The sequence below is a fragment of the Streptomyces sp. WAC03905 genome, assembly GCF_057371075.1.
Genome location: NZ_JBXYDZ010000005.1, coordinates 20,544 through 45,834 on the forward strand (window position 1 = coordinate 20,544; position 25,291 = coordinate 45,834).

General features: G+C 72.1%; 32 protein-coding genes and 1 pseudogene. 9 read left to right on the forward strand and 24 right to left on the reverse strand.

All coding sequences use genetic code 11. The annotated features are described in order from the left end of the window. Positions 1-2 precede the first annotated feature (2 nt). From AC2RP6_RS38250 to AC2RP6_RS38355, 22 genes and pseudogenes are all read right to left on the reverse strand, one after another. Entirely contained in the window at positions 3-551 is a 549-nt protein-coding gene (locus AC2RP6_RS38250) for a hypothetical protein (RefSeq protein ID WP_486450731.1), read from the reverse strand. A gap of 92 nt (positions 552-643) precedes the next feature. Next, on the reverse strand, positions 644-1,204 hold the full coding sequence (locus tag AC2RP6_RS38255) for a hypothetical protein (RefSeq protein WP_486450732.1): 561 nt from the start codon (positions 1,202-1,204) through the stop codon (positions 644-646). An 11-nt stretch (positions 1,205-1,215) separates the two neighbouring features. Then, positions 1,216-1,494: a hypothetical protein gene (locus AC2RP6_RS38260; RefSeq protein WP_486450733.1), complete on the reverse strand. Its 279-nt coding sequence runs from the start codon at positions 1,492-1,494 to the stop codon at positions 1,216-1,218. 232 nt (positions 1,495-1,726) lie between these two features. Next, the gene (locus AC2RP6_RS38265; protein ID WP_486450734.1) at positions 1,727-2,173 is read right to left on the reverse strand and encodes a transcriptional regulator; all 447 of its coding nucleotides are present in this window, start codon (positions 2,171-2,173) and stop codon (positions 1,727-1,729) included. An 86-nt stretch (positions 2,174-2,259) separates the two neighbouring features. Further along, the gene (locus tag AC2RP6_RS38270; protein WP_392630104.1) at positions 2,260-2,487 is read right to left on the reverse strand and encodes a hypothetical protein; all 228 of its coding nucleotides are present in this window, start codon (positions 2,485-2,487) and stop codon (positions 2,260-2,262) included. A gap of 102 nt (positions 2,488-2,589) precedes the next feature. Then, positions 2,590-3,372: a DUF6919 domain-containing protein gene (locus AC2RP6_RS38275; RefSeq protein ID WP_486450735.1), complete on the reverse strand. Its 783-nt coding sequence runs from the start codon at positions 3,370-3,372 to the stop codon at positions 2,590-2,592. A gap of 20 nt (positions 3,373-3,392) precedes the next feature. Beyond that, on the reverse strand, positions 3,393-3,584 hold the full coding sequence (locus AC2RP6_RS38280; RefSeq protein WP_486450736.1) for a hypothetical protein: 192 nt from the start codon (positions 3,582-3,584) through the stop codon (positions 3,393-3,395). A 44-nt stretch (positions 3,585-3,628) separates the two neighbouring features. Next, positions 3,629-4,168, reverse strand: coding sequence for a hypothetical protein (locus tag AC2RP6_RS38285; RefSeq protein ID WP_486450737.1), 540 nt, complete (start codon positions 4,166-4,168; stop codon positions 3,629-3,631). 17 nt (positions 4,169-4,185) lie between these two features. Next, the gene (locus AC2RP6_RS38290) at positions 4,186-4,824 is read right to left on the reverse strand and encodes a hypothetical protein (protein ID WP_486450738.1); all 639 of its coding nucleotides are present in this window, start codon (positions 4,822-4,824) and stop codon (positions 4,186-4,188) included. 71 nt (positions 4,825-4,895) lie between these two features. Then, positions 4,896-5,138, reverse strand: a complete 243-nt coding sequence (locus AC2RP6_RS38295) for a hypothetical protein (RefSeq protein WP_486450739.1) — start codon at positions 5,136-5,138, stop codon at positions 4,896-4,898. 118 nt (positions 5,139-5,256) lie between these two features. Further along, positions 5,257-6,207 carry a DUF4097 family beta strand repeat-containing protein gene (locus AC2RP6_RS38300; protein ID WP_486450740.1) on the reverse strand — a complete coding sequence of 317 codons (951 nt, stop codon included), beginning with the start codon at positions 6,205-6,207 and terminating at the stop codon, positions 5,257-5,259. 95 nt (positions 6,208-6,302) lie between these two features. Continuing rightward, positions 6,303-6,833, reverse strand: coding sequence for a hypothetical protein (locus tag AC2RP6_RS38305; protein ID WP_392630094.1), 531 nt, complete (start codon positions 6,831-6,833; stop codon positions 6,303-6,305). 125 nt (positions 6,834-6,958) lie between these two features. Beyond that, complete coding sequence (locus tag AC2RP6_RS38310; protein ID WP_362612241.1) at positions 6,959-7,336, reverse strand: hypothetical protein; 378 nt, start codon at positions 7,334-7,336, stop codon at positions 6,959-6,961. A gap of 103 nt (positions 7,337-7,439) precedes the next feature. Continuing rightward, positions 7,440-7,619: a hypothetical protein gene (locus AC2RP6_RS38315; protein ID WP_486450741.1), complete on the reverse strand. Its 180-nt coding sequence runs from the start codon at positions 7,617-7,619 to the stop codon at positions 7,440-7,442. Positions 7,620-7,711: 92 nt separating this feature from the next. Next, entirely contained in the window at positions 7,712-7,936 is a 225-nt protein-coding gene (locus tag AC2RP6_RS38320) for a hypothetical protein (protein WP_486450742.1), read from the reverse strand. Positions 7,937-8,032: 96 nt separating this feature from the next. Beyond that, entirely contained in the window at positions 8,033-8,224 is a 192-nt protein-coding gene (locus AC2RP6_RS38325) for a hypothetical protein (RefSeq protein WP_362612234.1), read from the reverse strand. A gap of 25 nt (positions 8,225-8,249) precedes the next feature. Beyond that, a complete protein-coding gene (locus AC2RP6_RS38330) occupies positions 8,250-8,870 on the reverse strand; it encodes a hypothetical protein (protein WP_486450743.1) in 621 nt (206 codons plus the stop codon). 220 nt (positions 8,871-9,090) lie between these two features. After that, positions 9,091-10,503: an FtsK/SpoIIIE domain-containing protein gene (locus AC2RP6_RS38335; protein WP_486450744.1), complete on the reverse strand. Its 1,413-nt coding sequence runs from the start codon at positions 10,501-10,503 to the stop codon at positions 9,091-9,093. 862 nt (positions 10,504-11,365) lie between these two features. Continuing rightward, positions 11,366-11,587: pseudogene (locus AC2RP6_RS38340) on the reverse strand (DNA translocase FtsK); the annotation flags it as partial. A gap of 255 nt (positions 11,588-11,842) precedes the next feature. Next, positions 11,843-13,201 (reverse strand): DUF2637 domain-containing protein, encoded by a 1,359-nt coding sequence (locus AC2RP6_RS38345; protein ID WP_486450745.1) that lies wholly within the window; start codon positions 13,199-13,201, stop codon positions 11,843-11,845. Continuing rightward, the gene (locus AC2RP6_RS38350) at positions 13,201-13,605 is read right to left on the reverse strand and encodes a hypothetical protein (protein WP_486450746.1); all 405 of its coding nucleotides are present in this window, start codon (positions 13,603-13,605) and stop codon (positions 13,201-13,203) included. The genes AC2RP6_RS38345 and AC2RP6_RS38350 overlap by 1 nt, the downstream gene beginning before the upstream one ends. Continuing rightward, positions 13,602-13,865: a hypothetical protein gene (locus AC2RP6_RS38355; RefSeq protein ID WP_486450747.1), complete on the reverse strand. Its 264-nt coding sequence runs from the start codon at positions 13,863-13,865 to the stop codon at positions 13,602-13,604. Before AC2RP6_RS38355 ends, AC2RP6_RS38350 begins: the two co-directional genes overlap by 4 nt. Before the next feature lie 463 nt (positions 13,866-14,328). Between AC2RP6_RS38355 and AC2RP6_RS38360 the strand changes: the two genes are divergently transcribed. The 9 genes from AC2RP6_RS38360 (at position 14,329) to AC2RP6_RS38400 (ending at position 22,773) form a co-directional block, all read left to right on the forward strand. Continuing rightward, a complete protein-coding gene (locus AC2RP6_RS38360; protein ID WP_392017000.1) occupies positions 14,329-15,105 on the forward strand; it encodes a GntR family transcriptional regulator in 777 nt (258 codons plus the stop codon). After that, positions 15,102-15,665, forward strand: a complete 564-nt coding sequence (locus AC2RP6_RS38365) for a GNAT family N-acetyltransferase (protein ID WP_486450748.1) — start codon at positions 15,102-15,104, stop codon at positions 15,663-15,665. The genes AC2RP6_RS38360 and AC2RP6_RS38365 overlap by 4 nt, the downstream gene beginning before the upstream one ends. Before the next feature lie 103 nt (positions 15,666-15,768). Further along, a complete protein-coding gene (locus tag AC2RP6_RS38370) occupies positions 15,769-17,139 on the forward strand; it encodes an NsdA family TPR-like regulatory protein (RefSeq protein WP_486450749.1) in 1,371 nt (456 codons plus the stop codon). Between the two features lie 260 nt (positions 17,140-17,399). Next, the gene (locus AC2RP6_RS38375; RefSeq protein WP_392016992.1) at positions 17,400-17,642 is read left to right on the forward strand and encodes a hypothetical protein; all 243 of its coding nucleotides are present in this window, start codon (positions 17,400-17,402) and stop codon (positions 17,640-17,642) included. Further along, positions 17,639-19,135: a hypothetical protein gene (locus tag AC2RP6_RS38380; RefSeq protein ID WP_486450750.1), complete on the forward strand. Its 1,497-nt coding sequence runs from the start codon at positions 17,639-17,641 to the stop codon at positions 19,133-19,135. The genes AC2RP6_RS38375 and AC2RP6_RS38380 overlap by 4 nt, the downstream gene beginning before the upstream one ends. Positions 19,136-19,402: 267 nt before the next feature. Continuing rightward, on the forward strand, positions 19,403-19,897 hold the full coding sequence (locus tag AC2RP6_RS38385) for a hypothetical protein (RefSeq protein ID WP_392016986.1): 495 nt from the start codon (positions 19,403-19,405) through the stop codon (positions 19,895-19,897). Between the two features lie 1,387 nt (positions 19,898-21,284). After that, complete coding sequence (locus tag AC2RP6_RS38390) at positions 21,285-22,118, forward strand: hypothetical protein (RefSeq protein WP_392630143.1); 834 nt, start codon at positions 21,285-21,287, stop codon at positions 22,116-22,118. After that, positions 22,115-22,279: a hypothetical protein gene (locus tag AC2RP6_RS38395; protein ID WP_392630141.1), complete on the forward strand. Its 165-nt coding sequence runs from the start codon at positions 22,115-22,117 to the stop codon at positions 22,277-22,279. Before AC2RP6_RS38390 ends, AC2RP6_RS38395 begins: the two co-directional genes overlap by 4 nt. Then, the gene (locus tag AC2RP6_RS38400; protein ID WP_486450751.1) at positions 22,276-22,773 is read left to right on the forward strand and encodes a DUF6420 family protein; all 498 of its coding nucleotides are present in this window, start codon (positions 22,276-22,278) and stop codon (positions 22,771-22,773) included. The genes AC2RP6_RS38395 and AC2RP6_RS38400 overlap by 4 nt, the downstream gene beginning before the upstream one ends. Before the next feature lie 152 nt (positions 22,774-22,925). On the opposite strand, the gene AC2RP6_RS38405 is transcribed toward AC2RP6_RS38400, so the two are convergent. Both AC2RP6_RS38405 and AC2RP6_RS38410 read right to left on the reverse strand, forming a co-directional pair. After that, positions 22,926-24,185 (reverse strand): hypothetical protein, encoded by a 1,260-nt coding sequence (locus AC2RP6_RS38405; RefSeq protein WP_486450752.1) that lies wholly within the window; start codon positions 24,183-24,185, stop codon positions 22,926-22,928. Then, a complete protein-coding gene (locus AC2RP6_RS38410; protein WP_486450753.1) occupies positions 24,182-24,961 on the reverse strand; it encodes a hypothetical protein in 780 nt (259 codons plus the stop codon). Before AC2RP6_RS38410 ends, AC2RP6_RS38405 begins: the two co-directional genes overlap by 4 nt. Between the last annotated feature and the right edge of the window lie 330 nt (positions 24,962-25,291).

Genomic DNA, 25,291 nt, shown 5'->3' on the forward strand with positions numbered 1-25,291 from the left:
CTTCACCGGTTGCGGCGGAACGGGTCGGCGATGTCGCCGCGCAGCACGCCGTGGACGAGCTGGGCGACCTCGGCGGCCCCGGCCTCGGTGACCGGGGCGTGGATCGAGTGGGACGTGGTGCGGGTGGCGTTGAGCATCAGCTCCCATCCGCTGTCCGAGTACAGGGCGACCGCCAGGCCGCCGGCCATGCCCCAGGTGGGCCCGCCGGGGAGCGGGGCGACGCCGACGCCCATGCGGACGGGCGTGGGGACGACCTCCAGGCCCTCGGCGGTCAGCGCGGCGTGCAGGGCGGTGGACAGCCGGCTCAGGTCGGCGGAGGTCCGCTCGGTCTCCGGGCGGCGGTACTTCCGGGCGATCGCCTCGGCAGCGGAGACGGCGAGCCAGCCCTCGTCGTCGGCGGCCTTGCGGTCCAGGCCGTGCTGCTCGGCGGTGGCGAGGTAGGCGTCCAGCAGGGCAGCGGCCTCGGTGACGAGGCTGTCGGCGTACAGCCCGGCGTGACGGTCGTAGATCCGGCGGATCCGGGCGGGCGAGTCGGTGGTCGGGGTGCTCATCTGGTTCCCTTCATGGGTGAAGCCCGGGGCCGGTTCCGACGGCCCCGGGCTTCACTGTGTCGTGCGGCTGTGACAGTGCGGGAGCGAACCGGTCAGATGCCCTCGCCCGGGGCGAGCGGGACGTGCCAGGCGTCGTACTCCTGGCGGACGTAGGCGCGCGCTCCGCCGGCCGCGTCGGTCTCGGCACAGTCCGGGCCGACCGGCCCGCGGCCGGTGCGGTGGGCGACGTCGAAGACCATCAGCGCGTGCGCCTCGCGTAAGGCGGTGCGCTGGCTGGTGGTGTCGGCGGGCGCCGCGAGCGCGAGCCGGTCGGCGAGCGCCGCCCGCTTGAGCAGCAGCACCCGCTCGTCCGCGAGCGGCACCCGGGTGCCGGTGCGGGCGGTCTGCAGCAGGGCGGTGGACAGCCGCAGGACGTCGGCGAGCTCCTCGGTGACGGGCAGCGCCGCCGCGTACGCCGCGTCCGGCAGCGGGGCACCGAACGGTTCGGCGACCGGGGCCGGGAAGGTGAAGCGCAGCGTGCTGCCGCGTTCGGTGAGCAGCGCGTTCAGCGCGACGACGTGCTTGTCGGCCTCCCGCTTCCAGGACCGCTCCCGCAGCGTGAAGCCGTCCGGGCCGACCGGCTCGGTGCGCGGGGTGAGCATCGCTCGGGCCATGGTCGGCGCGCTCACTTCGACGCCGCGATGGCGGCCGCGGCCGTCTCGAACAGGTGGTGGAATGCCTGGTCAAGCGCATAGTTTCCGCCGAGCGGCCCGCCGAGCCCGTAGAAGTTCTCCTTGCCGGTGGCGGCGGCCAGGGCCTTGAGGTGGATGCGCCTGTCGGCCCACCAGTGGGTGCCGGCCGACAGCGCCAGGGCGGCGGCGACGCGGCCGGGGCTGAGCTTGAAGCCCATCGCCCGGGAGCCCGCCACCAGCACCAGGGCCTGCGTCGCGGTGTACGTCGCCACATGTGCCGAGCAGGCGATCCGCCCGGCGCGGCTGGACTGGCCCTCGTTCTCGTCGTGCTGGCCCTTGGTGACGGCCTGGTGGTCGGACTGGACCCAGTGGTGAGCAGCGCGTTCAGCGCGACGACGTGCTTGTCGGCCTCCCGCTTCCAGGACCGCTCCCGCAGCGTGAAGCCGTCCGGGCCGACCGGCTCGGTGCGCGGGGTGAGCATCGCTCGGGCCATGGTCGGCGCGCTCACTTCGACGCCGCGATGGCGGCCGCGGCCGTCTCGAACAGGTGGTGGAATGCCTGGTCAAGCGCATAGTTTCCGCCGAGCGGCCCGCCGAGCCCGTAGAAGTTCTCCTTGCCGGTGGCGGCGGCCAGGGCCTTGAGGTGGATGCGCCTGTCGGCCCACCAGTGGGTGCCGGCCGACAGCGCCAGGGCGGCGGCGACGCGGCCGGGGCTGAGCTTGAAGCCCATCGCCCGGGAGCCCGCCACCAGCACCAGGGCCTGCGTCGCGGTGTACGTCGCCACATGTGCCGAGCAGGCGATCCGCCCGGCGCGGCTGGACTGGCCCTCGTTCTCGTCGTGCTGGCCCTTGGTGACGGCCTGGTGGTCGGACTGGACCCAGTGGTCGCCCAGGTCCGCCGCCATGCGCATCAGCGCGTACACGGCGGCGAACTTCGCGGTGCGATCGGTCATTCTGGAACTCTCCTGTTCCTGCGTGGGACGGGGTGGCCCGGGGCGGCCGGTCTGCTTGGCCGTAGGACGGCCGCCCCGGGGCGAACTCAGAACTCGCGGTTCTCGTACGTCTCGTGCCAGATGGCCCTTATGGCCTCGGGCCTGGCGACGGCACCTCGGCGGTGCCGGATCGCGTCCGCGCTGTCGACGTCCTGGCGGGCCTGGCTCCGGGCCTGGCTCTCCATGGGCCACCGCTCCGCGGGGTACGTGAACACCTGGACGCCGGGCCGCTGGTCTGCGGTGACGGTCGGGATCTTGATCTCCCAGTGCGCCATGGCGTCCACCTCCTCTGTCTGATCTCGTCGGGGTACCGGGCTGTCCGGTCCCCCGCACCGCCCGGCCCGTGAGGGCGCCGGTCGGCACGGGGGAGGGGCAGATCAGGACGCCTGGGTGACCAGCTCGATCTCGTCGTCGGTGCAGCCGCTGAGCTTCGCCGCGGCGATCGCGTCGTCCAGCGCGGCGCCGTGCAGCTGCGCGACGGCGGTGCGGGCCAGGTCCGGGAAGGCGTAGCGGCGGCGGAGGTACTCGGGGGAGAGCGCTGCGCGTGCCGTGCGGGCCTTCTGCTCGACGGCGTCGAGCCGGTAGCGGCGGACGACGCTGGCCAGCACCTCCCACAGCCGGCCGCTGGGGCCCCACTCAGGGTCGACGAGGGTGAGCTGCCACGCCTGGGTGACGCGGGTGAAGGCGGTGCGGCCGATGATGCGCTCGGGCCAGGTCACACGCAGGGCCTCGGGGGTCATCGGCCTGCCGTAGGTCGTGTAGTCCTTGCCGTCGACCTGGGTGACGACGATCCCGTCGAGGTTGCCGTCGAAGGCCAGTCCGCGGTTGAGGACGAGCAGTCCGGCCTCCTCGGCGGCGGCGGCGAGGCGGCCCGCAAGAACGGTGTCGTCGACCAGGCCGGTGACGGCGGCGCGCTGCAGCCACTTCTCGCCGCCGATGCCGGTCGCGTCGCAGCCGGGCTGGGAGTCGTCGGTGAGGAAGCCCAGCCGGTTGACGGCGACGAGGATCGGCACGAGGGGGCCGGTCTCCTCGTCAGGGCCGCAGTTTGGGGTGTAGCCGGCCTGGCTGGCAATGTCGCCGAGCAGCCAGGACGCGGTGAGGGAGCCGAGGTCGGTGAGGGTGTTGGCGGCGCGCCAGCGGCGCATGTCCGCGGAACTCATCCAGGGCAGCTTCACCATTGTCAGCCGACCTTCCTGATCTCGTGGGAGTGGACCAGGACCGGGGCGATCCAGATGCTGATGCGGTCGACCGTCCAGCGGCCGCCCGTGAGCGGGCCCGGGGGGACCTCGTCGAGGACGCGGCCCGTCTTGCCGACCGCGCGCGGGTCGTCCTCGCACGAGACGATCAGGACCTTGTCGCCTGCCTGGAACATCGGGTTCTCCTGTTCGGTGGTGGGTGACGTGCGGGCGGTGCCGGTCAGAGGGGGAGGCCGGCGGCGAGGCGCTCGGCGGCGTGCGCCTGGTCCTCGCGCCGGTCCATCAGAGACTCGTAGGCGCGGACCTTCCGGCGCGGAAGGCGCTCGGTGCCGAGGCCGTAGCGCACGTAGCCGATGTGCTGCTCGCGGGCGGGGCGGTCGCGGAGCTGGCACGCGTGCACCAGCTCGTGCGTCAGCGTTTCGTTGACGTCCTGGGTGGTGCGGGCGACGCGGAGGTTGATCAGGACCAGGACTCCGTCGGTGGACAGGACGGTGACCCCGTACTTGTCGCGCAGGTGCCGGCGGTGGTGGCGCAGGGCCTTGGCGACGGCGCGCGGGTCGGCGCCGGGGGCCAGCTCGTGCTCGGCGTCGGTGGCGAGCTCGGCCATCAGGCCGGGGTCGCTGGTGACGATGACCTGGGTGGCGGGCAGGGTGCCGAACTCGCGGGCCACCAGGCGCTCGGCGCCGGGCGCGATCTTCTTCGCGTGCCGGGCGAGGCCTCGCTTGAGGAAGGTGACGTTCTGGTCGGTGACGCTGATCATCGGCTCGTCCTTCCCGTTCAGGCGGTGCGGCGGTCGGCGGTGTGGTCGGGCACGGCGGTGAGCTGGGGGAGCTGGCCGGTGGCGCGGAGCATCGCGATCGGGTCGACGGTGCCGCCGCTGCTGAGCGCGGCGCGGTGGGCCATGGCGGCCTCGATGGCGGCGACGGCGGCGGACTGCTCGCGGGCGACGTCGATGCGGGCCTGCGCCTCGACCTGGGCGATGGAGAGGTCGACGCCGCGCTCCAGGCGGCGGGCCTCCATGTCGTGCCGGTGGGCGGTCTCGACGCGGTGGTCCTCGCGGTGCGAGCGGCCGATGAGGATGCAGGAGGCGATCAGGGCGACGGCCCAGATGATCAGGGACGGGGCGATGGGGTCGGAGTAGACGGCGACGGCCAGGGCGCCGAAGGTGAGGGCGCCGCCGGCGGCGACGGCCTGGGCGGTGTCGTCGTCCAGGCGGAACGCGAGGGCGCCGGCGGCGGCTCCGAAGGCCAGCATCAGGGCGGCGGCCCCGGCGTCGTGCTGGGCGCCCTGGGCGTTCCAGATCCGGGCCAGGATCAGCAGGGTTCCGGCGGAGACGCCGGTGGTGATGTACGCGGAGTGGGTGCGCAGGAACTCGGCGGGGGTCTGGGGCTTGGGCATCTCGCCGGGCTGGTGCATCGGGCTCTCCCTCGGGGCTTGGCCCGGGGTCCGCCCGCCCCGGCAAGGTGCCGGGGCGGAGCGGAGCCGGGTCAGTCGGTGGCGGTCTGGGCCGCGGACCGGAACTCGAGAAGCTGGCGGCGGACGTACTCGCGCTTGTAGCCGATCGCCTCGCACGCGTCGGTCTGCAGCAGTTCGCCGCTGTCGATGGCGGCGGCTACGGCGGACCAGAACTCGCGGTCGGCGGCGGCCTTCGTCTCGTCGCGCTTCGTCTTCGCGGCCGCCAGGTGCTTCTTGGCGGCGGCGACGGTCTGCGGGTCGGGCTTGGCGGGCATCGGGTGCTCCTTCGGATCGGGGAGGATGGGATCTCCTCCTGCTCCGGTTGTGGAGCGGTTCGGAGGCCCGGGGCGGCCGGAGTTCCTTGGCCGGGATGGCGGCCGCCCCGGGGCGAAGTCAGCGGCGGCGGCGCGGCTGGGAGCCGCCCATGCGGCGCTGGGGGGCGCGGACGGAGCCGGAGACCGTGCTGGTGATGACGTCCAGGTCGTCGGCGAGGGCGGCCTCGGTGGCGGTGATGTCGATGTCGCCGGACATCGTGCTGGCGCTGAGGTCGCCGCCGGTGGTGGCGTGGGCGCGGATGTCGCCGGACATGGTCTTGAGCCGGGCGGAGCCGCCGAAGTCGGCGATGGCGATGTCGCCGCTCATGGTGGTGCCCTCGACGACGTCGGTGCTGCCCAGCCGGATGTCGCCGCTCATCGTCTTGGCGTCGATGAACGCGGCCTTGTCGACCCGGACGTCGCCGGACTGGGTGCTGGCGGCGACCTTGCTGACGTGGCCGGCGCGGACGTCGCCGGACTGGGTGTTGCCGCTGACGTTGAGCAGCGCGCCCTCGGCGACGATGTCGGCGGACTGCGTACCGCCGATGACCGAGCTGCCCTCGGGCACGATGGCGGTGATCTCGATGGGCGAGCTGCCCTGGATGATCGTGGCGCCGCCGCCTCCGGTGAAGCGGACGCCGTTGATGACGACGTCGCCGACGACGTTGCCGCCGCTGACGCCGACGAAGTTGCCGCCGATGACGCTGCCGCCGACCTGGACGACGGAGCCGTGGTTGTTGCTGACGACGGACTGGACGACGCGGCGGCCGCCGCCGGTGATGATCGTGGTGCCGCCGCCGGCGCCGCCCTTGCCCTGGACGCTGGCGTACAGGGTGGTGCTGGCCTGGCGGAGCGTCGCCGCGCGGACCGCGTCGGCGGCCTCGCCCTCCTCGTCGGCGGTGTGGATGGTCAGGGTGGCTCGCTCGCAGCCGGCTTCGGCGCGGACGGTGACGATGCCGCCGTGGCCCGTGAGGGTGGCGTCGATGGTGACGGGTCCGGTGGTCTCGGCGGTGAGCTTGCGGGTGGTCACTGAGGTTCTCCTCGAATCGTCGGTTGGGTGGTGCGGTGCGAAGGCCCGGGGCGGCCGGAGTTCCTGGCCGGGATGGCGGCCGCCCCGGGGCGGGGTCAGAACTGCTTGTCGCCGAGGGCTTCGGCGGCGTACTGGACCTGGCGGGCGGCGGTGCTGAGGTCGTCGGCCTCGTCCTGCTCGTCGTCCGCCGCGTAGGCGGCCTGGAGGTCCTTGAGGGTGCTGCTCAGGGCGGGAAGGACCCGGGTGGCCTGGAGGGCGGCGAGGACGTCGTCCTTGTCGGCGCCGTTCTGGACGTCGAAGCCGAGCTGCTTGAACAGCTCCGCGGCCATCCAGAGGGTGTCGCCGTCCGTGGCGTCGGGGTCGATCCAGTCGGCGACGTCGGCGGCCATCTCGCCGACCAGCTTGGCCGCGCCCCACAGGGCGACGATGGCGATCATCAGGGCGGTGTCGCCGAGCTGCATGGCCGCCGGGCCGAAGTCGAACAGCGAGGTGGCGGCGACGGCGAACGCGGCGGTGATGGCGACGCCGTCGATCCGGTCGCTGATCTCGCGCAGGGCGCGGGTGGTGATGCGCCGGGCCTTGAGGCCGGGGCCGGGGGTGCTGCGGAGCGAGTAGGTCTCGGTCATGAGCGGGTGTCCTCCCCTGGACTTCCGCGGCTCCCGTTCGGGGCCGCATCACTAGAATGCCCACACTTTGTAGGCATGTCTAGAGTGTGCCTACATTTTGTAGGCGTGACTTTTGTTTCCGCAGGTCAGGCGGCGCGGGTGAGCGGGATCTCGGGCGCCGGAATGGTGGCGTGGACGGCGCGGGCGAGCTTGCCGGTGGCCTCGTGCATCAGCTCGGCGAGCTCCGCCAGGTCCTCGGCGAGGTCATCCAGGCCCTGGCTGCGGGCGTTGGTGACCAGCGCCTCGAGGTACAGCGCGCTGTCGTACGTCTCGCCGCGCAGGGCGAGCAGGCCGGGCTGGTAGCCGAGGCGCTCGGTGATGGCGGTGACGCCGCGCAGGTGGGCCGGGAGCCGCTCGTCATGGACGCGGGCGGCCTGCTCGTCCAGGAGCTCGACGACCTCCTCGGTGGTGTCGTACGCGCGCTTCTTGCCCTGCAGGCGGGCGATCAGGTCGTGGACGGACACGGTGCTCTCCTTCGTCGACGGGAGGCGCGGTCGGGCTGACCGGGCGTCCCCGCCTGGTCCCGGGGCGGTGAGAGTCGCCCCGGGGCCGGCGGGATCGGCCGGGCTAGCGGGTGGCGCTGACGCTGGGCGTCGGGGTAGGACGCGGCGGGCCGTCGTCGGCCGCGCCGTTGCCGTCGCGCAGGTAGAGCACGGCGACGACAGCGCAGGCGATGACGACCTTGGTCTTGTTGCGGACCCACCAGCTCGGCGGATCCGGCTCGACGAGCACGTACTTGACGCCCACGGGAAGCGGACTCCTTCGGGAAGGGGACGGGTGGAGTGGGGGAAGGGGCCGGACGGCCGGCCCTGCACGGAGCGCCGTCCGGCCCGCGCCGGTCAGGCGCCGAAGCGGTGCGCCGTGACGCCGCCGGGGGCCGGAACCGCGCCGGCCCTGACCGCCCAGTCGGTCATCTCCTCGACGACCTGGGCGACGGCGGCGGCGGTGTCGAGGTCGGCGGGCTTCTGGACGTAGCCGCCGTAGCCGGTGATGTCGCGGTCACCGGGCAGGGGCTTGGTGACCTTGACGTCCCAGCGGTAGGTGACGGTCTTCGGGCGCTTCATGGCTGGTCTCCCTGGAATGGATGAAAGGGCGGGCGGCGCGCTGTTCCCTCGGGGCCGGGGCCGCCGGGCGGTGGGCCAGCGGCCCCGGCCGGGCTGTCAGAAGCGGATGCGGCTGACCATCTCGGCGGCCGACTCCAGGCCGCCGTAGACGCTGGGGCCGGCGGCCGTCGCGGCGAAGTACAGGGCGGCGATGTTGCAGATGGCGGCGTGCCACCACTTCAGGCCGCCCTTCCAGATCAGTCCGGCCTCGGCGGCGAGGAAGACGACGACGGCGGAGACGGTGAGCATGAGTCCTCCTTGGGATCGGGTCGGGTCAGGGCTCGTACTCGCCGGAGCCGGAGCACAGCGAGCACACGACGCGCGGCGAGCCGTGGATGTGGCTTTCGAGGTCGAACCAGCCGGCGTCGCATCCGGCGGGGCAGGGGTTCTCGATCCCGCCGTCGCCCGTCGGCTCCCAGCCGCCCGCCTGGGCGCCCCAGGCGGCCTTGAGGACGGCGGCGGTCGGCGCGGCGACCGTCTTCTTCGCGGTGCCGACGACTGCCCTCTTGGCGGCGTTCTTCGCCTTGTTCTTCTTCTGCCGGATCACCCGCTTGAGCAGCGGCTTGTACGCCTTCTTCCAGACGACGCGCAGGTCGTCGACGGTGATCTCGGGGACGAGCTCGCCCTCCAGGTACTGGCCGGGGGCGGCGACGGCGAAGGTGTCGCTGTCGGTCGCCTTGACGCGGCCGGTGGACTCGGCGGCGATCTGCCGCACGAGGGCGTTGGTGATCAGCACGTCCTCCCAGTTGTGCGAGCAGACGGTGCACCAGCCCCGCGCGGGCCATCCGTCGAACGGCTGGGTGGTCATGAACTGGACGGCGCCGGTGGAGCACTCCGGACAGCCGGTCGGAGCGCCGTTGCGGGTCATCCAGAGGACTTTGATCGTGACGCGCACGATTCCTCCCGTGATCGCTTTGACCTGGTTTGCGACTCGGACCGAACCCGGACGCGAGTCGCGTTTACGCAGGTCAGGACGGTGATGGACTCAGACGGGACCCGGACGACCCGGCCGGGGGGCCAGTCCGAGTCGGAGGGGGCGGCGTCCGGGTCGGACACCGCCCCGTCCGGGTCATATCAGGACAGACCGGAACGGTGTCCGAGTCGTGTCCGAGTCATCAGCCCTGGTCAGAGACCAGTTCGTCGATCGCGGCGGTCACCGCGTCGTGGGTGTAGCCGGCGATCCGGCGGCCCTCCCACTCGCGCTTGCCGCGGTTCTCCTCGAAGCGTCCGAGGATCGCCGCGAGCTTCTCGCGGGTGATCTTCTGGCCCTGCTCCTCGAGCCCGGGCAGCAGCACCTCGGTGGTCGGCAGCCAGGCCGCGGGCTTGCCGTCCTCGCTCCCGTTGGCCTCGAACAGGGCGACCAGGGCGGCGAGGATCGGGCCGTTGGGCTTGATGCTCGCGAGGTCGGCGGCGCTGACCTGCTCGGCCGCCTCCGGCTGCTCGCCGTCCTTGTTCTTGGCGGGCTGGTAGGCGGGCAGCCGCCCGTTGCCCTTGACGCCGCCTCCGGCCGAGGAGTGGCCGGTGACCTTCTTCAGGTAGGCCTCGACCGGGTCGTCCCACTGGCCCGGCAGGCGGCCCGCCTCGCGGCGGAACTCGATGCCGCGCGCCACGATCGCCGCGCGGTCGTCGTCGTCCGGGTAGAAGGAGCGGGCCCGCTCGATGCCCACGCCCGGCATGATCAGCCAGCCCAGACCGCGCAACGAGGCGTCGATCTTCGAGGCGTCGTAGCCGTCGCCGGCCTTTCCGTCGCCGAGGATGACGTTGGAGTCGGCCGGGCCCTCGGTCCTCATGCCCCAGCGGCCCACCAGGTTGGCGCGCAGCCGCTTGGGCACGACCGCGACCTCGGGCACCTGCGTGGCCAGGACCAGCAGCACGCCCGCGCCCGCGCCCTGCGAGGCGATGTGGATGAGGAGTTCCACGATGACCGGGCCGTAGATCGGGTGCGTGGTGTACGGGTACAGCTCGTCGACGACGATGAGCTCGATTCCGCCGAGCCGGTCGATGAGCTTCTCGGTCAGCTTGGACTCGCCGAGGTCGTCGAGGATTTCGTAGCGCCGCTCCATTTCGGCGACTTCGGCCTGCAGCAGAGCCACCAGGCGGCCGGGGTTGAGCTTGAAGAACGACGCGGCGAACGGGGCGTACACGTTGTGCTCGCCGCTGCCCTTTCCGTCGACGTCGCGCAGGTTGACCTTGACGTCCAGTGACACCGCGCAGTTGATGTTCGAGATCGCGACGCCCTTTCCGGAGCGGGTGGCGCCGGCGATCAGCAGCATGACGTCGCGCAGCTGGAAGTCGACCGTCTGGCCCTTGGCGACGAAGGCGAGCGGGATGCCCTCCTTCCAGGTGTCCAGCGGCTTCTTGCGCTTGGCCAGCGGCGAGGGCCGGGAGGCCTTGAACGGGTCGCGGCGAGCCATCCACATCACGATGCGTCCGGCGTGGCCCTCGTCGCTGGAGTCGTCCTCGATGACCAGCTGGCTGGGCTTGATGCCGAGCGCGGAGGCGATCTTCTCCAGCCTGGCGACGGCCATGCCGGCGGTGATGCCGCCGGGGAAGCTCGACCGTGCACTGCACGCCCCGGTCCGCCTTGTGCGGGAGGTCGACGATCTGGATCTCCTCGGCGCGCTCCTTGCCGACGACCCCGGCCTCCACCAGGACCCGGCGCACCGACTCCTCACCGAGCTGGACCTTGCGCGACGAAGCCGCCACGGGCTCCCCCTCCGAGTTGAGCGGGCGGCCGGCGGCCGACCCGAGGATGACGGCACCGAGCCCGATCGCGGCGTCGGTCAGGGTCGGGCCGAGCAGGACGCCCGCGGTCAGCGCCCCGGCTCCGACGCCTCCCCCGATGGCGGACTTGATCCGGTAGCCCTTCTTGTGGGCCTTGTACTCGGCCTTGCGGGCGTCGCGGAGCGCCTTGGCCTTGGCCTCGGCGGTCGGGTTACCCTTCGCCTTCTTGATCTCGGCCTTCGCCGTCTTGATCATCTGCGGGAAGTCGGCGCGGTAGCCCTCGCCCCACTTCCTGATCAGGCGGCCGTAGCCGCGCGGGGTCTGGCCGATGTAGCGCGGGGTGTTCCACGCCTGGTACTGCAGCCAGTCCAGGCCGTTGAGGGCGAGGAAGGAGGTGCGGGCCTTGAAGCCCTCGACGCTCGCCCAGCCCGGCCGGGGCCGCTTGACGAACCCCTCGGCGTCGACCTTCTCCGGGGCCTGGTCGGCCTCCTCCTGGTCCTCGTCGTGCTCCTGGTCCTCGTCGGCGGCCGGGGCCGGCGGGAAGACGGGCGGGGCGGTCGGCTGGGGCGGGAGCTTGGCGAAGTCGACCGGCTCACCCACGGCGGGCAGGATCACGGTCGGCTCGACGGCCACGCGGTAGTCGGCCAGCGGGATCACGTCGCCGAGCGGTTCCGCCTCGTCCTCCAGGCGGCGCAGCAGCTCGTCGATCTGGTCGGGCTTGACCAGGACGTCACGGGCCTTGGAGCCCTCCGGCTCGCCGACCACGCCGAGCTCCTGGAGGCGGTCCATCAGGGCGCCCGCCTCGGAGAAGCCGACGCGCATCTTGCGCTGGAGCATCGAGGTGGAGCCGAACTGGGTGGAGACCACCAGCTCGGCGGCTTCGGCGATCTTGTTGCGCTGGCCCGTCGTGTTCGGGCGCTCGTCGATCTCGGTCATGCTGGAACTCGCCTCCTATGCGAGGTGGGCGAGACGGGGTCGGCCATCGCTTGGCCGTGGAGGTCCGACCCCGTCTCGTATCTGTGTGGTTGAGGTAGCTGTGAAGCGATCTATTCGGCTAGCGGAAAAGATCGCGTAGAGGTCCGCTTTCGCGTCGTCGTTCATGTCTTCTGGCGCGCTCGCCAGGTTGCTCGCTGAGCCGCTCGGCTACTCGCCGACGACCCGCAGCTTGCGCTCGGCGATGACCCGGTCGCGCAGCCACATCCCGTCCTCGCGCCGGATCTGCATCCGCTTCGCGAGGCTCGCGGCGCTGATCTGCTTGCCCTCCGCGACGAGGTCCGCGGCGTGCTCGTGCGCCTGGGGGAGAAGCTGTTCCAGCTCCTCGTCCGAGCGGCGCTTGGGGGAGGCGCCGGCACTGTCTCCGGAGCCGTCCGCGGAACCGTTCTTCGCCCCCTCCGGGGAGGGGCCGCCAGACGCGAACGACCCAATTCCCGCTTGGGCTGTAGCCCCCTGGCGACCCGCCGGGAGAGCGGGGAGCGGAACACTCGGACCCATCACCGGGAGGCCGTCAGACAGGCGCCTGGGGACGGGAGAGAGCAGCCCCGTCATGAGCCCCGCCCGGATCATCTCCGGACGCTTCTCCTCGGCGACCTCGAACGCCTCCCCGACCCTCAGCCGGGACGCCGTGGCGATCTTGTAGAGCTCCGGCGTCATGCCCGGCTCGGTGCCGTGGATGATCCGCCACGCGGCCGCGAACGCCTCCTCCGCCGTGATCGAGTCGAACGTCGCGGCGGACAGCAGCCGGTCGGCTTCCTTGGCGACCTTCGGATGGTGGCGGCGGCGCTGCTTGAGGTGCCGCGCCTTCTCCTTGGCCTCCTCCCGGCGCCGCTTCTCCTCGGCGATCTCCGCCTTGGTCCGCTTGGCCTTCTGCGAGTGCCGCCCGGCCATCACCATGTGCCACAGCGCGACCGGCGCGATCGAGGAGGCGGCGAGCACGAGCGCGCCGCCGACCCCGCCGAAGTCCTTGTAGCCGTGGATCGCGTTGACCGTGGCGGCCAGCGCGGTGAACGTCCACACCGTGATCCGGTACGGGGTGACGCTGCGCTTCTCGCGCAGGGCCTTCGCCTCGCCGGCCGTCGCCGCCCACGCGCCCAGCTCCAGCAGGAACGGCAGCAGACCGGCGAGCAGCAGGCCCATGCCCATGGACCGAAGCGCCCCGAACTGGGCGACCAGCGCGGGCAGCATTCCGCAGAACATGACCGCGAGGACGGCGGCGACGTCGCCGTTGTCCCGCACCCACCGGATCCGCTTCTCCCACGCGGCCTTGCGCTGCGCCTTGGCCTGCCGCTTGAGCCGCTGCTTCTCGGCGTCAGCCTTCCGCTGACGCTCGGCGGCGGCATCGGCGGCCTTCTGCTTGCGCTCGGCGGCCGCGTCGGCGGCCTTGCGCTTCTCCTCGGCGGCGATCCGCTGGGCCTCGAGCTGCTTGTCCATCCGCAGCGCGGTGTCCTGGCGGTCCTGCTCGCGCCGCTGGGCGTCGTCCGCCCGCTTCTCCTCGCGGTACCCCATCAGTGCGCACCTCCCGCAGCCGCGGCGCTCGCCGGGCCGACTCGTTCCATCAGCGCCACCGCCACGACCGCGGCCGCCAAGGCGACCCGGCCGGATGCCGGAAGCGTCAGTACGTCGATCAGCCACGCGGCGCCCATGACGGCCAGCGGGATCCGCAGCCAGCTCAGGCGCTCCAGCGCGGCGGTCATCAGCTCGTGGGCCCCGCCGCCGAGGCGGCCGCTGGTGTCGAGCAGCGCCAGGGTCAGGCCGGCGGCCGCCATCAGGGCGCGCTGCCACCAGGCGGTCTCGAACCCGAGCGTCCAGGCGATGCCCGCGAGGGTCAGCCCGGTCCGCAGCCACAGGGCCAGCAGCGCTATCCCGGCCGGGGCCGGCGCCTTCGTCTTCGTGGTGGTCTCGGCACTCATGCGGCTCGGCCTCCCTTCCGGGCCCGGGCCGTGGTGCGGGCGACGCCGCGCGGCAGGGAGACGACGTTGGAGGTGAGGGAGCCGTAGTAGACGGTGTTCTCGACGTCGACCTCGTTCCGGGAGGAGACGGAGTCGTAGGTGTCCGAGACGAACTCGGCGAACGCCTTCAGGTCCTGGGCGGTGGGGACGAAGTCGCCCAGGGCGGCCTCGACGTACTCGGTCTCGCTGATCACGATTCGGCCTGCGACGATGCTCTTCACGGGGTCGGTCCTCTCTTGGGTAACGGCCCTGCGCGGCTCCCCGGTGGTCCTGGACAGACAAGGCCGGGGAGCCGCTTTCTCGGGACTGGGCAGGGATGGTGCGGTTGGCGGCCAGACCGCCACGGCCACGGCACATCCCGTACAGGCGATGCGCCGGGCCGAATCCGTCTGGACACCTTTCGCTGACGGGGCCTTTGAGGCCCTCTGAGCAGCGGAAAGGGTTGCGCTGTTCTCTCAGTCGCTCTGTTGAGTTCTTCTCGGTACACCGGGCTCGGTACAGCTCCGAGGCGGTCCGGTGTCGCCGTTTTTGGGCGCAAGAATCCCCAAAGAAATCCCTGCTAGCCCTCTTGCCCCGCTTGTTGGGACAAGCTGTAAGGTGATCCTGCACCCACCCCGAGTGACGAGTCAAGAGGGAAGCGTCTACATGTACCGACAAGCCCGTTCAGTGGGGCAAGATGGCCCCATGACGACGCCTTTGTATCGCCGAGTGGCCGACATCCTGCGGTCGGAAATCGCCGCAGGGATCTACGCGCCCGGCACCGATCTGCCTTCGGAGCGTGAGCTGCGGGAGCGTTTCGACGCCTCGCGCAACACGATCCGGCAGGGACTGCAGACCCTCGTCGCTGAGGGCTTGGTGATCTCCTCCCAGGGGCGTCCGTACCAGGTCCGCAAGCACGACGTCTTCACTCTCAATGCCTCGCGGTTCGAGAACCTGCAGTGGACGACCGCTGAGGACGGCGACTCCTACGACAACGAGGTCCTGCAGGCCGGACGGCGCCCGCACCAGACCTTCCGCGTGCAGATGGTGCCGGCCCCGGCGGAGATCGCCGCCCGTCTCTGGATCGAGCCGGGTGACACCACGGTCCTGCGCTACTGCCACCGGTTCGTGGATGACACCCCCTGGTCGACGCAGGCCACGTACTACCCGAAGTGGCTGGTCGACGAGCGGCCGCGCCTGGCGGAGCCGAACGACATCGAGGAAGGGACGACCCGGTACCTCGCGGATCGCGACGTCGTCCAGGTCGGCATGGTCGATGAGTGGGAGTCCCGGCCCCCGACGCCGGAGGAATCCCGAGAGCTGCAGATCGGCGCCGGCGTCTCCGTCCTGGTCTGGACGCGGACCGGATACACCCCTGAGCGGCCGGTCCGCTGCACCATCTCGACGTTTCGAGGAGACCTCAACCGGATCAAGTACGAGATCGGCGACCTGAGCGCCCTCAAGCAGAAGGACGTTCATTGATCATCACCCGTGCCACGCCGGACGACCTGCCGCGCCTCCTGCAGTACCGCAACGAGGCGTCGAACTGGCTCGCGGACCGTGGCATCGACCAGTGGCGTAACGCCTTCCCGCCGGACCACATCCTGGCGAGCATCAAGGCCGGCGCCGTCTTCATGGTGCGCGACGGGGTGCGTACGGCGGCCACGGTCACCCTCGACACCGAGCCGGAGCCGGATCTGTGGTCCGCCGCCGAGCTGTCGGAGCCGTGCCTGCACCTGCACAAGCTGATCGTGCTGCGAGAGTTCAGCGGCTCCGGTCTCGGCCGCCGGATCCTCGACTGGGCGAGCGACCGCACCGCCAGGAGCGGCGGGCGCTGGATCCGCATCAACGTCAACACGCAGAACCGCGGCCTGCAGCGCTACTACCTGGAGAACGGCTTCGAGTACGTGCGCACAGCCGAAGGCGGGGGAGTGGGCGGCGCGGGCGTCGCCGGATGGCTGGCCCAGCGCCCCGCCCGCCGGAGCGACGACCACGGCCTGGTCGACGATACGGACGGAGGTGAAGCCGATGTTCTCGCCTAAGACCGTCGCTCGCACAACTCGCCTCCCTCGTTTCCCTGTTGAGGGGGATCACGGTGCTCTGGCGTGCGCACGGCCGAAAGTGACGAACGCCGGTGATATTGAAATGTCCCCGTCGTTTGTCACCACCGCTGGCCGGTGCGCGCGTGCCAAACTCGCGATCAGGACCCGCCGCTGGACGCAGGGCACCTCCAGGCCGGACCGCATTCGCTGCGGGTACCGCACGGGAGGAGAGGGGACCTCAATGTCTGACGATCGTCCGGACTGGGCCCGCCGCATGGTGGCGGAGCGTGTGGCCCGCGGCTGGAGCCAGGTGGAAGCCGTTCGCGCGCTGATGCTGCGCCTCGATGCCGACGCGCCTGCCGAGCACGACATGCTGCGGCAGTGGAAGCGGTGGGAGGCCGGAGAGGCCTTCCCCCGGAAGTACGCCCCGGTGATCGCAGCGACCTTCGGTACCGCGACGTACGCCCTGTTCCCGGCAGCGGGCAAGCGGGACGGGCGGGCGGAGATCCGGGCCGTCAGCGGCATGGACACGGTCGACATCGTGTCCCGTCTGCGGGCGAGCGACGTCGACACCGCCACGCTCGACGCGCTGCGGATCACCACGGACCGGCTCTGCACTGAGTACGCGTACATGCCCGCCGAGCAGCTGCTCATCGAGGGCAAGGCGTGGCTCGGGCGGGTCGCGAACCTGCAGCACCAGCGGCTGACGCTGTCCCAGCACCGCGAGGTGATCGCCCTCGCCGGGCAGCTCGCGCTCCTGGTCGGCTGTGTCGAGTACGACTCCGGTCTCAGCCGGGCTGCCGAGGCGACCCGGCGGGCCGCGCTGGACCTCGGAGGCGAGGCCGGCACCCCGCACGTCATCGGCTGGGCGCACGAAATGCGGGCGTGGTTCGCCCTGACGGCCGGGGACTATCGCGGTGTCATCGCGGCCGCCGACGCGGGGATCGCGGCGGCGCCGAACGAGTCGGTGGCGGTCCAGCTGTACGCGCAGAAGGCGAAGGCGTGGGCGCGGATCGGGGACCGGCAGCAGACGGAGGTCGCCCTCGACGCGGGCCGCCGGCTCCTCGAGGGGATGCCCTACCCGGAGAACGTGGAGCACCACTTCGTCGTGGACCCGGCGAAGTTCGACTTCTACCGGATGGACGCCTACCGCCGGGTCGCCGAGGACCGGCTCGCCGAGCAGATCGCGAGCGAGGTGATCCGGGTGAACACCGACTTCGACGGCACGGAGCGGGCGCCGATGCGGATCTCCGAGGCGCGGGTGACGCTCGGCGTGGTCGCCGCGCGTGCCGGCGACCTCGACACGGCGCTGTCGTACGGCGAGCAGGCCCTGGGCAGCAACCGCCGCTCGGTGCCCTCGCTCGCGATGGTCGCCAGCGATCTCGGCGGCGTGCTGCACCAGCGGTACGGCGGCGTCCCCGAGGCACAGGAGTTCCTCGCGCACCTGCGCGAGCTCCGGGGCCGTCCCGCCTGACGGGAAGCAAACCGAAGTTCCTGCCCGCCGGGCGGGAGATCGGGGGCCAGAGCAACGAAAACGTGTGTTCCGGCGTTGGGCCCCGATGTAGGAAGAGGAAGATGAACTGATCGCGTGTCGCAGCTAGCCCTCCGGGGCGTCTCTCACTGGCGGCGACATGTAAGAAGCCCCGCCTTGCGGCGGGGCCCCTGTAAGGACTGCCCGGGCTCTCACACCCGCAGTCGTGGAAGCTCTCCAACGTGCATTGGAGGACGCTCTCTATGAGCGTACGCAAGACCGTCGTGGCTAACCAGCCCGACGCTTCATCCGTCAAGGTCACTACGGCGCGTTTTGACCGGTTCGGCCGACGTTTCTTCGTGGGGAGCCTCACCCCGGCCGGGGCCGAAGTCCGCGCTCGCGGGGGTGTCCGCTTTGGCGAGTACACCCAGCTCATGACGAACGTGACCCCGCTCGCGCGCACCGCCCGCACCGCCACCGCCCTGGTCTCGGGGGTGGCCCGATGAACGACTTCGACGAGCCGTACGACGACGGGTACGACGGCGACCAGGGCGACGAGCTGGTCGCCGAGGACTGGCCGACCGTCCACACGCCGGTGCCGGTGTGGGTGATGCTGTCCGGCGTGTCGGCGAAGGCGTACCTGATGTACGCCTTCCTCGCCGAGCACATCAACGCGAACATCCAGAACCCGAACCGGCGGATCGCCTGCCCGAAGCAGAAGGCCATCGCGGTGGTCCTGGAGCTCGCGGACGACCGGCAGGTGGCCACCTACCGCAAGGAGCTGGAGGCGCTCGGCGCGATCCGCACCGAGAAGTACCGGTACGCGGGCGGGATGCGCCAGGGCTACAAGTACTTCGTCCGCTTCAATCCTCCGGCCGGCTACCAGGGCCAGATGCGGCTGCGGGACTTCTACAACGCGCACCCGGAGTTCAGGTCGGCCGCGAAGTGGGAGGGCCGTACGGAGGCCGCGAAGAAGTCGCCGGCCACGACGGTCCCGGCGCAGGCCAAGCCCGCGGCGAAGCCGAAGCCCGCTCCGGCGCGGGAGGCGCGGAAGAAGGCGCGTGAGGTGCCGCTGGCGCCGGAGGTGCTGCAGGTCCTCGAGGCGTTCCGGCCGGAGCTGCGGGAGGCGATGCGCGAGACCGCGCACACCGACGCGCCGAAGACGCTGGTGACGGCGGTGACGAAGGCCCTGAAGGAGCGGACCGCCGAACAGCTGGTCTCCCGGGTGCTGCGGCGCTGGACGACGCACGGGTACGCCGAGAAGTTCGAGACGGGCCGTCTGGAGCGTCCGGTGGGCGCGGCGGTGGCCATGCTGCGGCACGGCGAGTGCCCGGATGCGGGCTGCGAGGACGGCGAGCTCCTGGCGGACGGCGCCCCGTGCGTGCTGTGCATCGAGCGCGGCAAGAACTACAAGGCCGACCACAAGGCCGCGCGCGAGGCGGAGAAGGCGGCACGGGCCGCGGTCGCGGCCGGGCTGCTGTGCCCCGGGTGCGAGCAGGACCGGGGGACCGAGGGCGCGCTGTGCCCGCGGTGCGTGACCGGGTTCGAGAACGACATCGCGGGGGCGGCGGAGAAGGCGGCCGCCGACATCACCGCCCTGTCGTCGGCCCCGGCGGAGGGGGAGAAGGCGCGGGAGTGGGCGCTGTCGCAGGCGGCGGAGGCCCGGGAGGCTGCGCGGCAGAGCGGGGCCGATCTCCTCGGTCAGCTCCTGGCGGCGCAGCTCGCGGCCCGGGCCGCTGCCCGGGAAGCCCACCAGATGCGCCTGAACGCCCTGGGCGGCGACCAGCACGAGCGTCCCCAGGAGCCGGCCGCCGGGCCGGACGCGGCTGCGGCCGTGCCGTCGATGCCGGTCATGCACGGCGCGGACCCGGCGCCCTGCTCGGGGGTCCGCTGGGACGGCTCGCCGTGCGGCCGTACGACGGAGGCCGAGGACGGACTGTGCGGCGTCTGCCGTGGTGCGCAGATGGCGCAGCACGAGGACCTGGCCGCAGCGCGCTGACGGGACGGGGAGGGCCCGTCGGGCTCTCCCCTCCGCCGCTTCACCTGATCACCCGGTTCGCCCGGACCTCCCGGGGCCGGACCGGGGTTTTGGCGTGCCCGGCACCGGGCCACACCCCCGTCAGCGGATCGCTGACGCGACTGCAGGCGCCTCGAAGTGAGAGCCAGGTCACGCCCGCCGTGCACAGTGCAGTGCGCACGGCGGGCGCGGCCGCGGCCGCGGCCATGCTCGGTCCGGTCATCTGCCGAGAGAAGGGGAGGGGCTGCCATGCCGGTGCTCCGTCAGATCGCTACGTGCACCGCGCCGTCGACGATGGTCGTCGTGCGCCGGTCGCGCCGGAAGGAGCGGGACGTCGACTACCGGGTGGAGGTGTGCGCGCGGCACCGGTGGCTGGCGGAGGAAGGCTGGGGCAAGTCGTTCACGGGAGAGGGTGCCGGCGGGAGGTGCGGCACGGTCGTCGACTACCGCGACTACGACCAGGTCGTGCAGTCCCACTCCGATCTGTGGCTGCGGCCGCTGGCGATGAACGGCCCGGAGGACCACGGCGGGGACGTCGCGCTCGCCCTGGCGGCCGCCGTCGAGTTCCTGGCGGAGGCGAGGGCGGGCCGGGAGGCGGGCGGGGTGCCGGCTGCGCTCGGGCACGCGGCGCGGGTGGCCGAGGCGCTCGCCGCCGGTGTGCTGGGCGTCGAGGAGGGCCAGGCGCAGGTGCTGGCGGCGCTGAGCGCGGCCGAGACCGTGGCCGTCGCCGATCGGGGCGCGTAAAGACCTCTGTCAGCGGATCGCTGACGTGGGCCGCCATGATGCCGCGGCCTCGGTTCAGGCGCCGCACGCATCACCCAGCCCGAGGGCCGTCGCTCGCCCAGGAGCTCCTCGACGAGCGGGGAAGCCGGACCGCCGGCACCACCCGGAGGTGGCTGGTGGGCCCTGGATCGGAGCTGCGGGCGGCCGCGCGACCGGGGTGAAAACCGGGCCCGGAAACCGGTGGTCGGCGAACCGCGAATCCGGGGCGAAAACCGGGGGTCCTGGGCCCCGATTTCAGCCCCGATTTTCACCCCGATTTCGGGCTCTGAGGCCGTAAAACCGCAGGTCACTCCGGAGGTGGTACTGGTACCACCTCCGGAGGTTGCATGGATGCCACCTCGCGGGGTGGTGTGAACGCCACCTCGCGAGGTGGTGGAAACGCCACCGCAGAACGAAACCAAGCTCATCGACACCAACTTCATCGAAACCAAGATCGGGGTTGCGCCTTGCGGCGCGTTGCGCCGCTGAACGCCGTAGGCCATCTACAGGTAGTGGCGCGCGAGGGCGCGTTGGCGGCTCCGCCGCGCTCGCCGGCGCCGAGGCGCCGGAGGATTCCGCCCCCCATTTCCCCTAACAGGCCCTTGCGCGGCTCTCTCAGGTGGGTCCAGTCCTCCCGGTACTGGACCCACCGCCACTTCGCAGGCCGACCTCCTCACGCTGAAAGCCCAGGCTGGAACCGCAACCGCAGTGCGGCCGCAGGGGATCGAGCAGCGGAGCGACCGACCGGCCCGCCCAAGGGCGCGAGGGCCTGTTAGGGGTCAGAGGAGAGGGGCGCGGGGCCCGTCACCCGTTCGGGTGAGGGCCGGTGCGGGGCTGACCGCATCGTCGTGGTCGGCGTAGTGACGGGCCCCGCGCCGTGGGGGCTGGCCTGAGTGCGTACGTACAGGTCAACCCGTAGAAAGGACGGGCTTCGCCCGGCAACTGGAAGAAGCAGGGGCGGCGCGTCCGTAGATCGCCGCCTGACGGCCGTTCGTGGGCCGGGGGTGGAACGGGGCCTCCGGCTTGTGATCGGCGCTCTCCGGGCCGCACAGGGGTCTTCTCGGGGCTCCCTCGGCCTGTGGGTCCGTCCGGGAGTGGGGGCGGTGGGGCGGATGGTGCACCGGGCGGTCGACGGCGGGGGCCCGGGAGGCGGCCTGTGCTGCTGCGTGCTGGGCGATCGTCCGCCGGAGGTCCACCGGGAGGGGGTGGGGCCCGTTCGCCGCTCCAGCGGCCGCAGGCGGCTTCGGGTGCTGGCGGCCGACGAGCTGAGCGGCCGGCGCGATCAGACCGCGGTCGACGTCGGAAACCGGCGATGGCTGGCGGCCCGGCCCGGCAGAATCAGCGGTTCGTTCACGCCCTTGGGGGAGCCATGCAGGAACTCCGCTTCGACGACATCCGGTTCACCACGGCGGTCGACAGTGCCCAGACATGGCTGCGCCCCGCGCTGGGCGGCCACGAGCTGAGTGTCCAGCTCGCCGTCGGGGTGTCGCCGTTCGCGGAGGCAGGGAAGATTCTCGCCCTGGAGGCGGAGCTGTTCGGCTTCGGCACCGCGCCGGCGCAGCGGTCCCGGCTCGGCCGGATCACGGCGAACCTCGCGTACACCCCCGTCGTGACGGTCCACCGGGTGAACCTGGTGTTCCCGCTGACGTCGCTGCAGGTCCACGCGATCGAGGAGGCCCGCAACGGTGACGTGCGGTTCGAGGTCGACCTCAACGCCACCCTGCCGCAGGCGCCCGGGTACCCGGGGTGTGCCCAGGCCACGGAGAACATCACCCTCGCCAAGAGCACCTGGGAGCAGCAGATCGCGCAGCTCGGGCCGTCCGCGGCCTTCGAGATGGCCGTGCCCTACCCGCTCGGCGACCCCGAGCGCGCCGAGGTCGGCCGACTGCTGCGGGAAGCCCAGCGGCTGCTGACCACGGGGGAGATCCGGGCGTCGATCCTGGAGGTCCGGCGGGCGCTGGAGTGGATCCAGCACCACGTGGACTGGGACAGGCCCGGGTCGAAGAAGCTCGCCAGCCAGTGCAACCAGACCGAGCGCTGGTGGCGCATCCAGGACGCCCTGTACAGCCAGACGTCCGGCGCCATGCACAACGACCCGGTCACCAAGGACTTCCTCTACGACCGGGCCGAGGCGGAGACCCTCCTGGCGATGACCGCCGCGCTGCTGCGCAACGTGCCCGCCCTCCCGGAGCCCCGCCCGTGATCCGGGACCACCACCGCACCAAGGGCGGCGCCGCCCAGCTCGGCGCCGCCGGCCCCGGCCGGACCGGGCCGTTCGGCGTCTGGCCCGCCGACGGCCACCAGGACGACGAGGACCAGGACCACGAGCCCGCCGACGAGGCGGGGGAGACGAGGACCGCATGACCATCGAGGACCGTGGCGCCGCCGGCCCGTACATCGAGTACGACGGGCTGCCCGTCCTGCACGGGACGGAGGTGAAGCTGCCGCTGATCCACCCGTACGCCCCGGTGCCCGCCTCCGGCCGCTACGTCACGCCGGGCGGCGGGCGGCTGACCATCCGGAAGGCGGAGAAGAACGCCGCCCATCTGCGGATCACGCTGGACCACCTCGGCTGTCCCGCGCAGTGCACCGAGGAGAAGGACGCCGCCTACCGGCGCCTCGCCCTGGCCGTCGAGGGCTACTGCGTCGCCGCAGGTTGCCGCCACCACCCCGCGTTCTCGGACGGGGTGCTGCGCTGCTTCGAGGTGCGTACCGGCGCTGTCCCGCTCGCCGTCTTCGTGCGCGCCGTGCTCGCGGTCGAACTGGGCGACCTCAGCCTCGCCGACCGGCTCGTCGAGGAGGCCGAGGCTCGGTTCGGGCCCGTCCGCCGGGCACAGGAGCCGGACACGGCGACGTGAGCGATCTCGCGAGCGGATACGCGGTTCTCTTCGCTATGCGTCATTGGTAGCCAGGCACTTCTGTCGGGACTACTGGAAAAACTCGCTGATCAGCGATCTATTTCGCTTCTATTTCAGCTAGCGGAATTGATCGCTTTGCCGTGGGTGCGAGGTCAGTGGGCGGCGGCTGCTTTCGAGGGGCGTCCCCAGCCCCGACCTCGGTCGATCGCGGTGAGCAGGACCGGTTCCCAGCCGCTGGCCGCGAGGGCGGCCTCGTCTGTCAGGCCCGCCTCGGCGAGGACGGACAGCTGCACCGTGTGCTCGATGCCCTCGGCCCACGCGTCGCGCACGGCCTGGCGGGCGGCGATGCGGGCCTGCAGCTCGGCGGTGGAGTTCTCCTCGCCCGCGCGGCGCAGTTCGGCGAGCGCGCGGCCGCGGGCGGCGACGTCGTCCAGGAGCACGGCGGCCTTCTCCGCGTCGGGCTGCCTGGGGGCCGCCACGGCCTTGGGCTTCACGCCCCGGCGCAGCTGTTCCATGCGGGTGGGCAGCGGCTCCCAGGACGGCTGTCCGGCCATCTCGATGTTCGTCTCGGTGACCGCCCTGGTCCACGCCCGGGCGAGGCCCCGGGGCATGAGCGGCGTCCCGGCCGGGACGGCCTGGCCGTCGTGGTGGTTGCCGTGGAGGGAGACCCACAGGGCGGTCGCGGTGCCGCCGATCCGGGTCAGCAGCAGCTGGCGTTCGGGCAGCCACCGCTTGAGCGCGGCCCGGGACAGGCCGGACAGGGGAAGCAGTTCGGTGTACGCCTCGGACTCGCTCCAGCCCTGGGGCCGGCGCACGGCGCGGAGCTCCTCCAGGGTCGGCGAGAGGTCTTCGGTGGTGAGGGCGCACATCTCGCCGGCCCGGATGCCGGTGTCGGAGACGACCGCGCCGACGGCGAGCATCCGCAGCTGGCCGGTGCGGGCGTCCGGGGCGTCGGCGAGCTCGGTGAGCTGGGCCCGCAGCAGGGCCCGGGGGCGCTTGGCGACGGGCTGCTTGCTCGGCGGGTCGGGCTGGGGCGGCAGGTCGGCGAAGTCCTCGGCGCCGCAGGCGGTGACGAGCAGCCGGAGGACCTCGAGGCGGATCTGCTCGGAGTTGTCGGAGGCCTTCGACGGGTCGGCAGCCTGGCGCACGCGAAGCCGGCCGGTGCGGGCCAGGCGCAGGTACGCCTCGACCGGGCCGCGGGTGAACACCTCCTCGACGGCGGCCTTCTCGCCCAGCGGGTGCTCGGCGAGGGCCAGGGCCCGGCTGTACTCGCCGGCCACCCACTTCACCTGGCGGGCGCGGGAGGGGGAGATGAACGGCCAGGACGCCACCTCGGCGGCCGCCGCGGCGAGCAGCTCGGGGCCGGTCAGGCTGCTGTCGACGACGTCGACGACCGTCTCCTCGGCGCTCACGACGTCGTCTCGCGGCGTGCGGAGGTGACGCGGTTGCGGGCGGCCGACTGCTCGGCGAGCAGCGCTCCGAGGTCGGTCAGGGCCTGCGCGGCGTCGGCGGCCCGCTTGCCGGTCGGCTTCGGCGCCTCGGCGTCGTACGGGGCGAGGTGGAACCGCACGCTTCCCAGGAGGCCGGCCAGCCTCGCCGGGCTCCCGTCGGTGGCCAGCAGCTCCCCGATCCCGTGGACGGTGGCCCGGATGTCGATGTCGTTCAGGTTCTGCAGGTCCCAGGCGCCGGACGTGTCGTAGAAGCGCTCGGCGACCTCCCGGAGTCGCTCGGCGTTCTCCTCGCACCACGCCTGTTCGGCGCGGTCGCGGGCCTTGTCCAGGCGCTGAGAGGCGACGTCGCGGCCGCGGTAGGCGTGCGTGCCGCGTTCCAGGCGCAGGGCGCGGGTCTCGGCGGACTGCCGGGTGGCAAGCCCCAGCGCGTCGGCGATCTTCTGCCAGGACGCATCACGGGTGCGTGCGGCGCGGATGAGCTTGAGCTCCATGGCGTCCAGGTGCTTGCGGGCCTCGTCGACCTGCGAGAGGGCGGCGAGGACGTCCTCCGTCGGCACCTCGGGCTTCTCCTGGCCGCGCGGGGCGTAGCCGCCGAGGGCGACCAGGACGGCGAGGATCGCCTTCTCCGGGGACAGCGAGCCGCCGTACCGGGCGTCGTCCTCGTCGCCGTAGCGCTCCGTCAGGAGCTTCTCGGCGGCCCGCTTCGTCTCGTGATGTTTCACGTAGTCCTTCGGCATGGGCGTCAGCATTCCACTGACACTCGCCAAGCGTCAGCATTCCGCTGACAGTGCTAACGGGTGTGCGATCCAAACCGGTCACTGAAAATGCGACTCAAATCGCGATCCATGTCGCTAGCGAAAATGCCAGGCACTGCCGCTGATCGGCTCCGATCGCCATCTGTCGAGCTTGTCGGCGAGAGGAGTCGAGAGCCGTCATGATGACCGGTAACGCTCGCTGACTCGCGGGCGCTCCGGTGCGAGCCGGACGCCGGAACCGGCCTTGCCGCCGTGCCGGCACCGAGCCCTACGAGCTGGCCTGCGACGCCGGGCGAGCGGATTGGAGGACTG

Bases quoted from the DNA above. Each gene is read 5' to 3' on its own strand.
- AC2RP6_RS38250 (WP_486450731.1), bottom strand. From the start codon at position 551: ATGAGCACCCCGACCACCGACTCGCCCGCCCGGATCCGCCGGATCTAC.
- AC2RP6_RS38255 (WP_486450732.1), bottom strand. From the start codon at position 1,204: ATGGCCCGAGCGATGCTCACCCCGCGCACCGAGCCGGTCGGCCCGGAC.
- AC2RP6_RS38265 (WP_486450734.1), bottom strand. From the start codon at position 2,173: ATGACCGATCGCACCGCGAAGTTCGCCGCCGTGTACGCGCTGATGCGC.
- AC2RP6_RS38270 (WP_392630104.1), bottom strand. From the start codon at position 2,487: ATGGCGCACTGGGAGATCAAGATCCCGACCGTCACCGCAGACCAGCGG.
- AC2RP6_RS38275 (WP_486450735.1), bottom strand. From the start codon at position 3,372: ATGAGTTCCGCGGACATGCGCCGCTGGCGCGCCGCCAACACCCTCACC.
- AC2RP6_RS38280 (WP_486450736.1), bottom strand. From the start codon at position 3,584: ATGTTCCAGGCAGGCGACAAGGTCCTGATCGTCTCGTGCGAGGACGAC.
- AC2RP6_RS38285 (WP_486450737.1), bottom strand. From the start codon at position 4,168: ATGATCAGCGTCACCGACCAGAACGTCACCTTCCTCAAGCGAGGCCTC.
- AC2RP6_RS38290 (WP_486450738.1), bottom strand. From the start codon at position 4,824: ATGCACCAGCCCGGCGAGATGCCCAAGCCCCAGACCCCCGCCGAGTTC.
- AC2RP6_RS38295 (WP_486450739.1), bottom strand. From the start codon at position 5,138: ATGCCCGCCAAGCCCGACCCGCAGACCGTCGCCGCCGCCAAGAAGCAC.
- AC2RP6_RS38305 (WP_392630094.1), bottom strand. From the start codon at position 6,833: ATGACCGAGACCTACTCGCTCCGCAGCACCCCCGGCCCCGGCCTCAAG.
- AC2RP6_RS38320 (WP_486450742.1), bottom strand. From the start codon at position 7,936: ATGAAGCGCCCGAAGACCGTCACCTACCGCTGGGACGTCAAGGTCACC.
- AC2RP6_RS38325 (WP_362612234.1), bottom strand. From the start codon at position 8,224: ATGCTCACCGTCTCCGCCGTCGTCGTCTTCCTCGCCGCCGAGGCCGGA.
- AC2RP6_RS38335 (WP_486450744.1), bottom strand. From the start codon at position 10,503: ATGGCCGTCGCCAGGCTGGAGAAGATCGCCTCCGCGCTCGGCATCAAG.
- AC2RP6_RS38345 (WP_486450745.1), bottom strand. From the start codon at position 13,201: ATGGGGTACCGCGAGGAGAAGCGGGCGGACGACGCCCAGCGGCGCGAG.
- AC2RP6_RS38350 (WP_486450746.1), bottom strand. From the start codon at position 13,605: ATGAGTGCCGAGACCACCACGAAGACGAAGGCGCCGGCCCCGGCCGGG.
- AC2RP6_RS38360 (WP_392017000.1), top strand. From the start codon at position 14,329: ATGACGACGCCTTTGTATCGCCGAGTGGCCGACATCCTGCGGTCGGAA.
- AC2RP6_RS38370 (WP_486450749.1), top strand. From the start codon at position 15,769: ATGTCCCCGTCGTTTGTCACCACCGCTGGCCGGTGCGCGCGTGCCAAA.
- AC2RP6_RS38375 (WP_392016992.1), top strand. From the start codon at position 17,400: ATGAGCGTACGCAAGACCGTCGTGGCTAACCAGCCCGACGCTTCATCC.
- AC2RP6_RS38380 (WP_486450750.1), top strand. From the start codon at position 17,639: ATGAACGACTTCGACGAGCCGTACGACGACGGGTACGACGGCGACCAG.
- AC2RP6_RS38385 (WP_392016986.1), top strand. From the start codon at position 19,403: ATGCCGGTGCTCCGTCAGATCGCTACGTGCACCGCGCCGTCGACGATG.
- AC2RP6_RS38390 (WP_392630143.1), top strand. From the start codon at position 21,285: ATGCAGGAACTCCGCTTCGACGACATCCGGTTCACCACGGCGGTCGAC.
- AC2RP6_RS38400 (WP_486450751.1), top strand. From the start codon at position 22,276: ATGACCATCGAGGACCGTGGCGCCGCCGGCCCGTACATCGAGTACGAC.
- AC2RP6_RS38410 (WP_486450753.1), bottom strand. From the start codon at position 24,961: ATGCCGAAGGACTACGTGAAACATCACGAGACGAAGCGGGCCGCCGAG.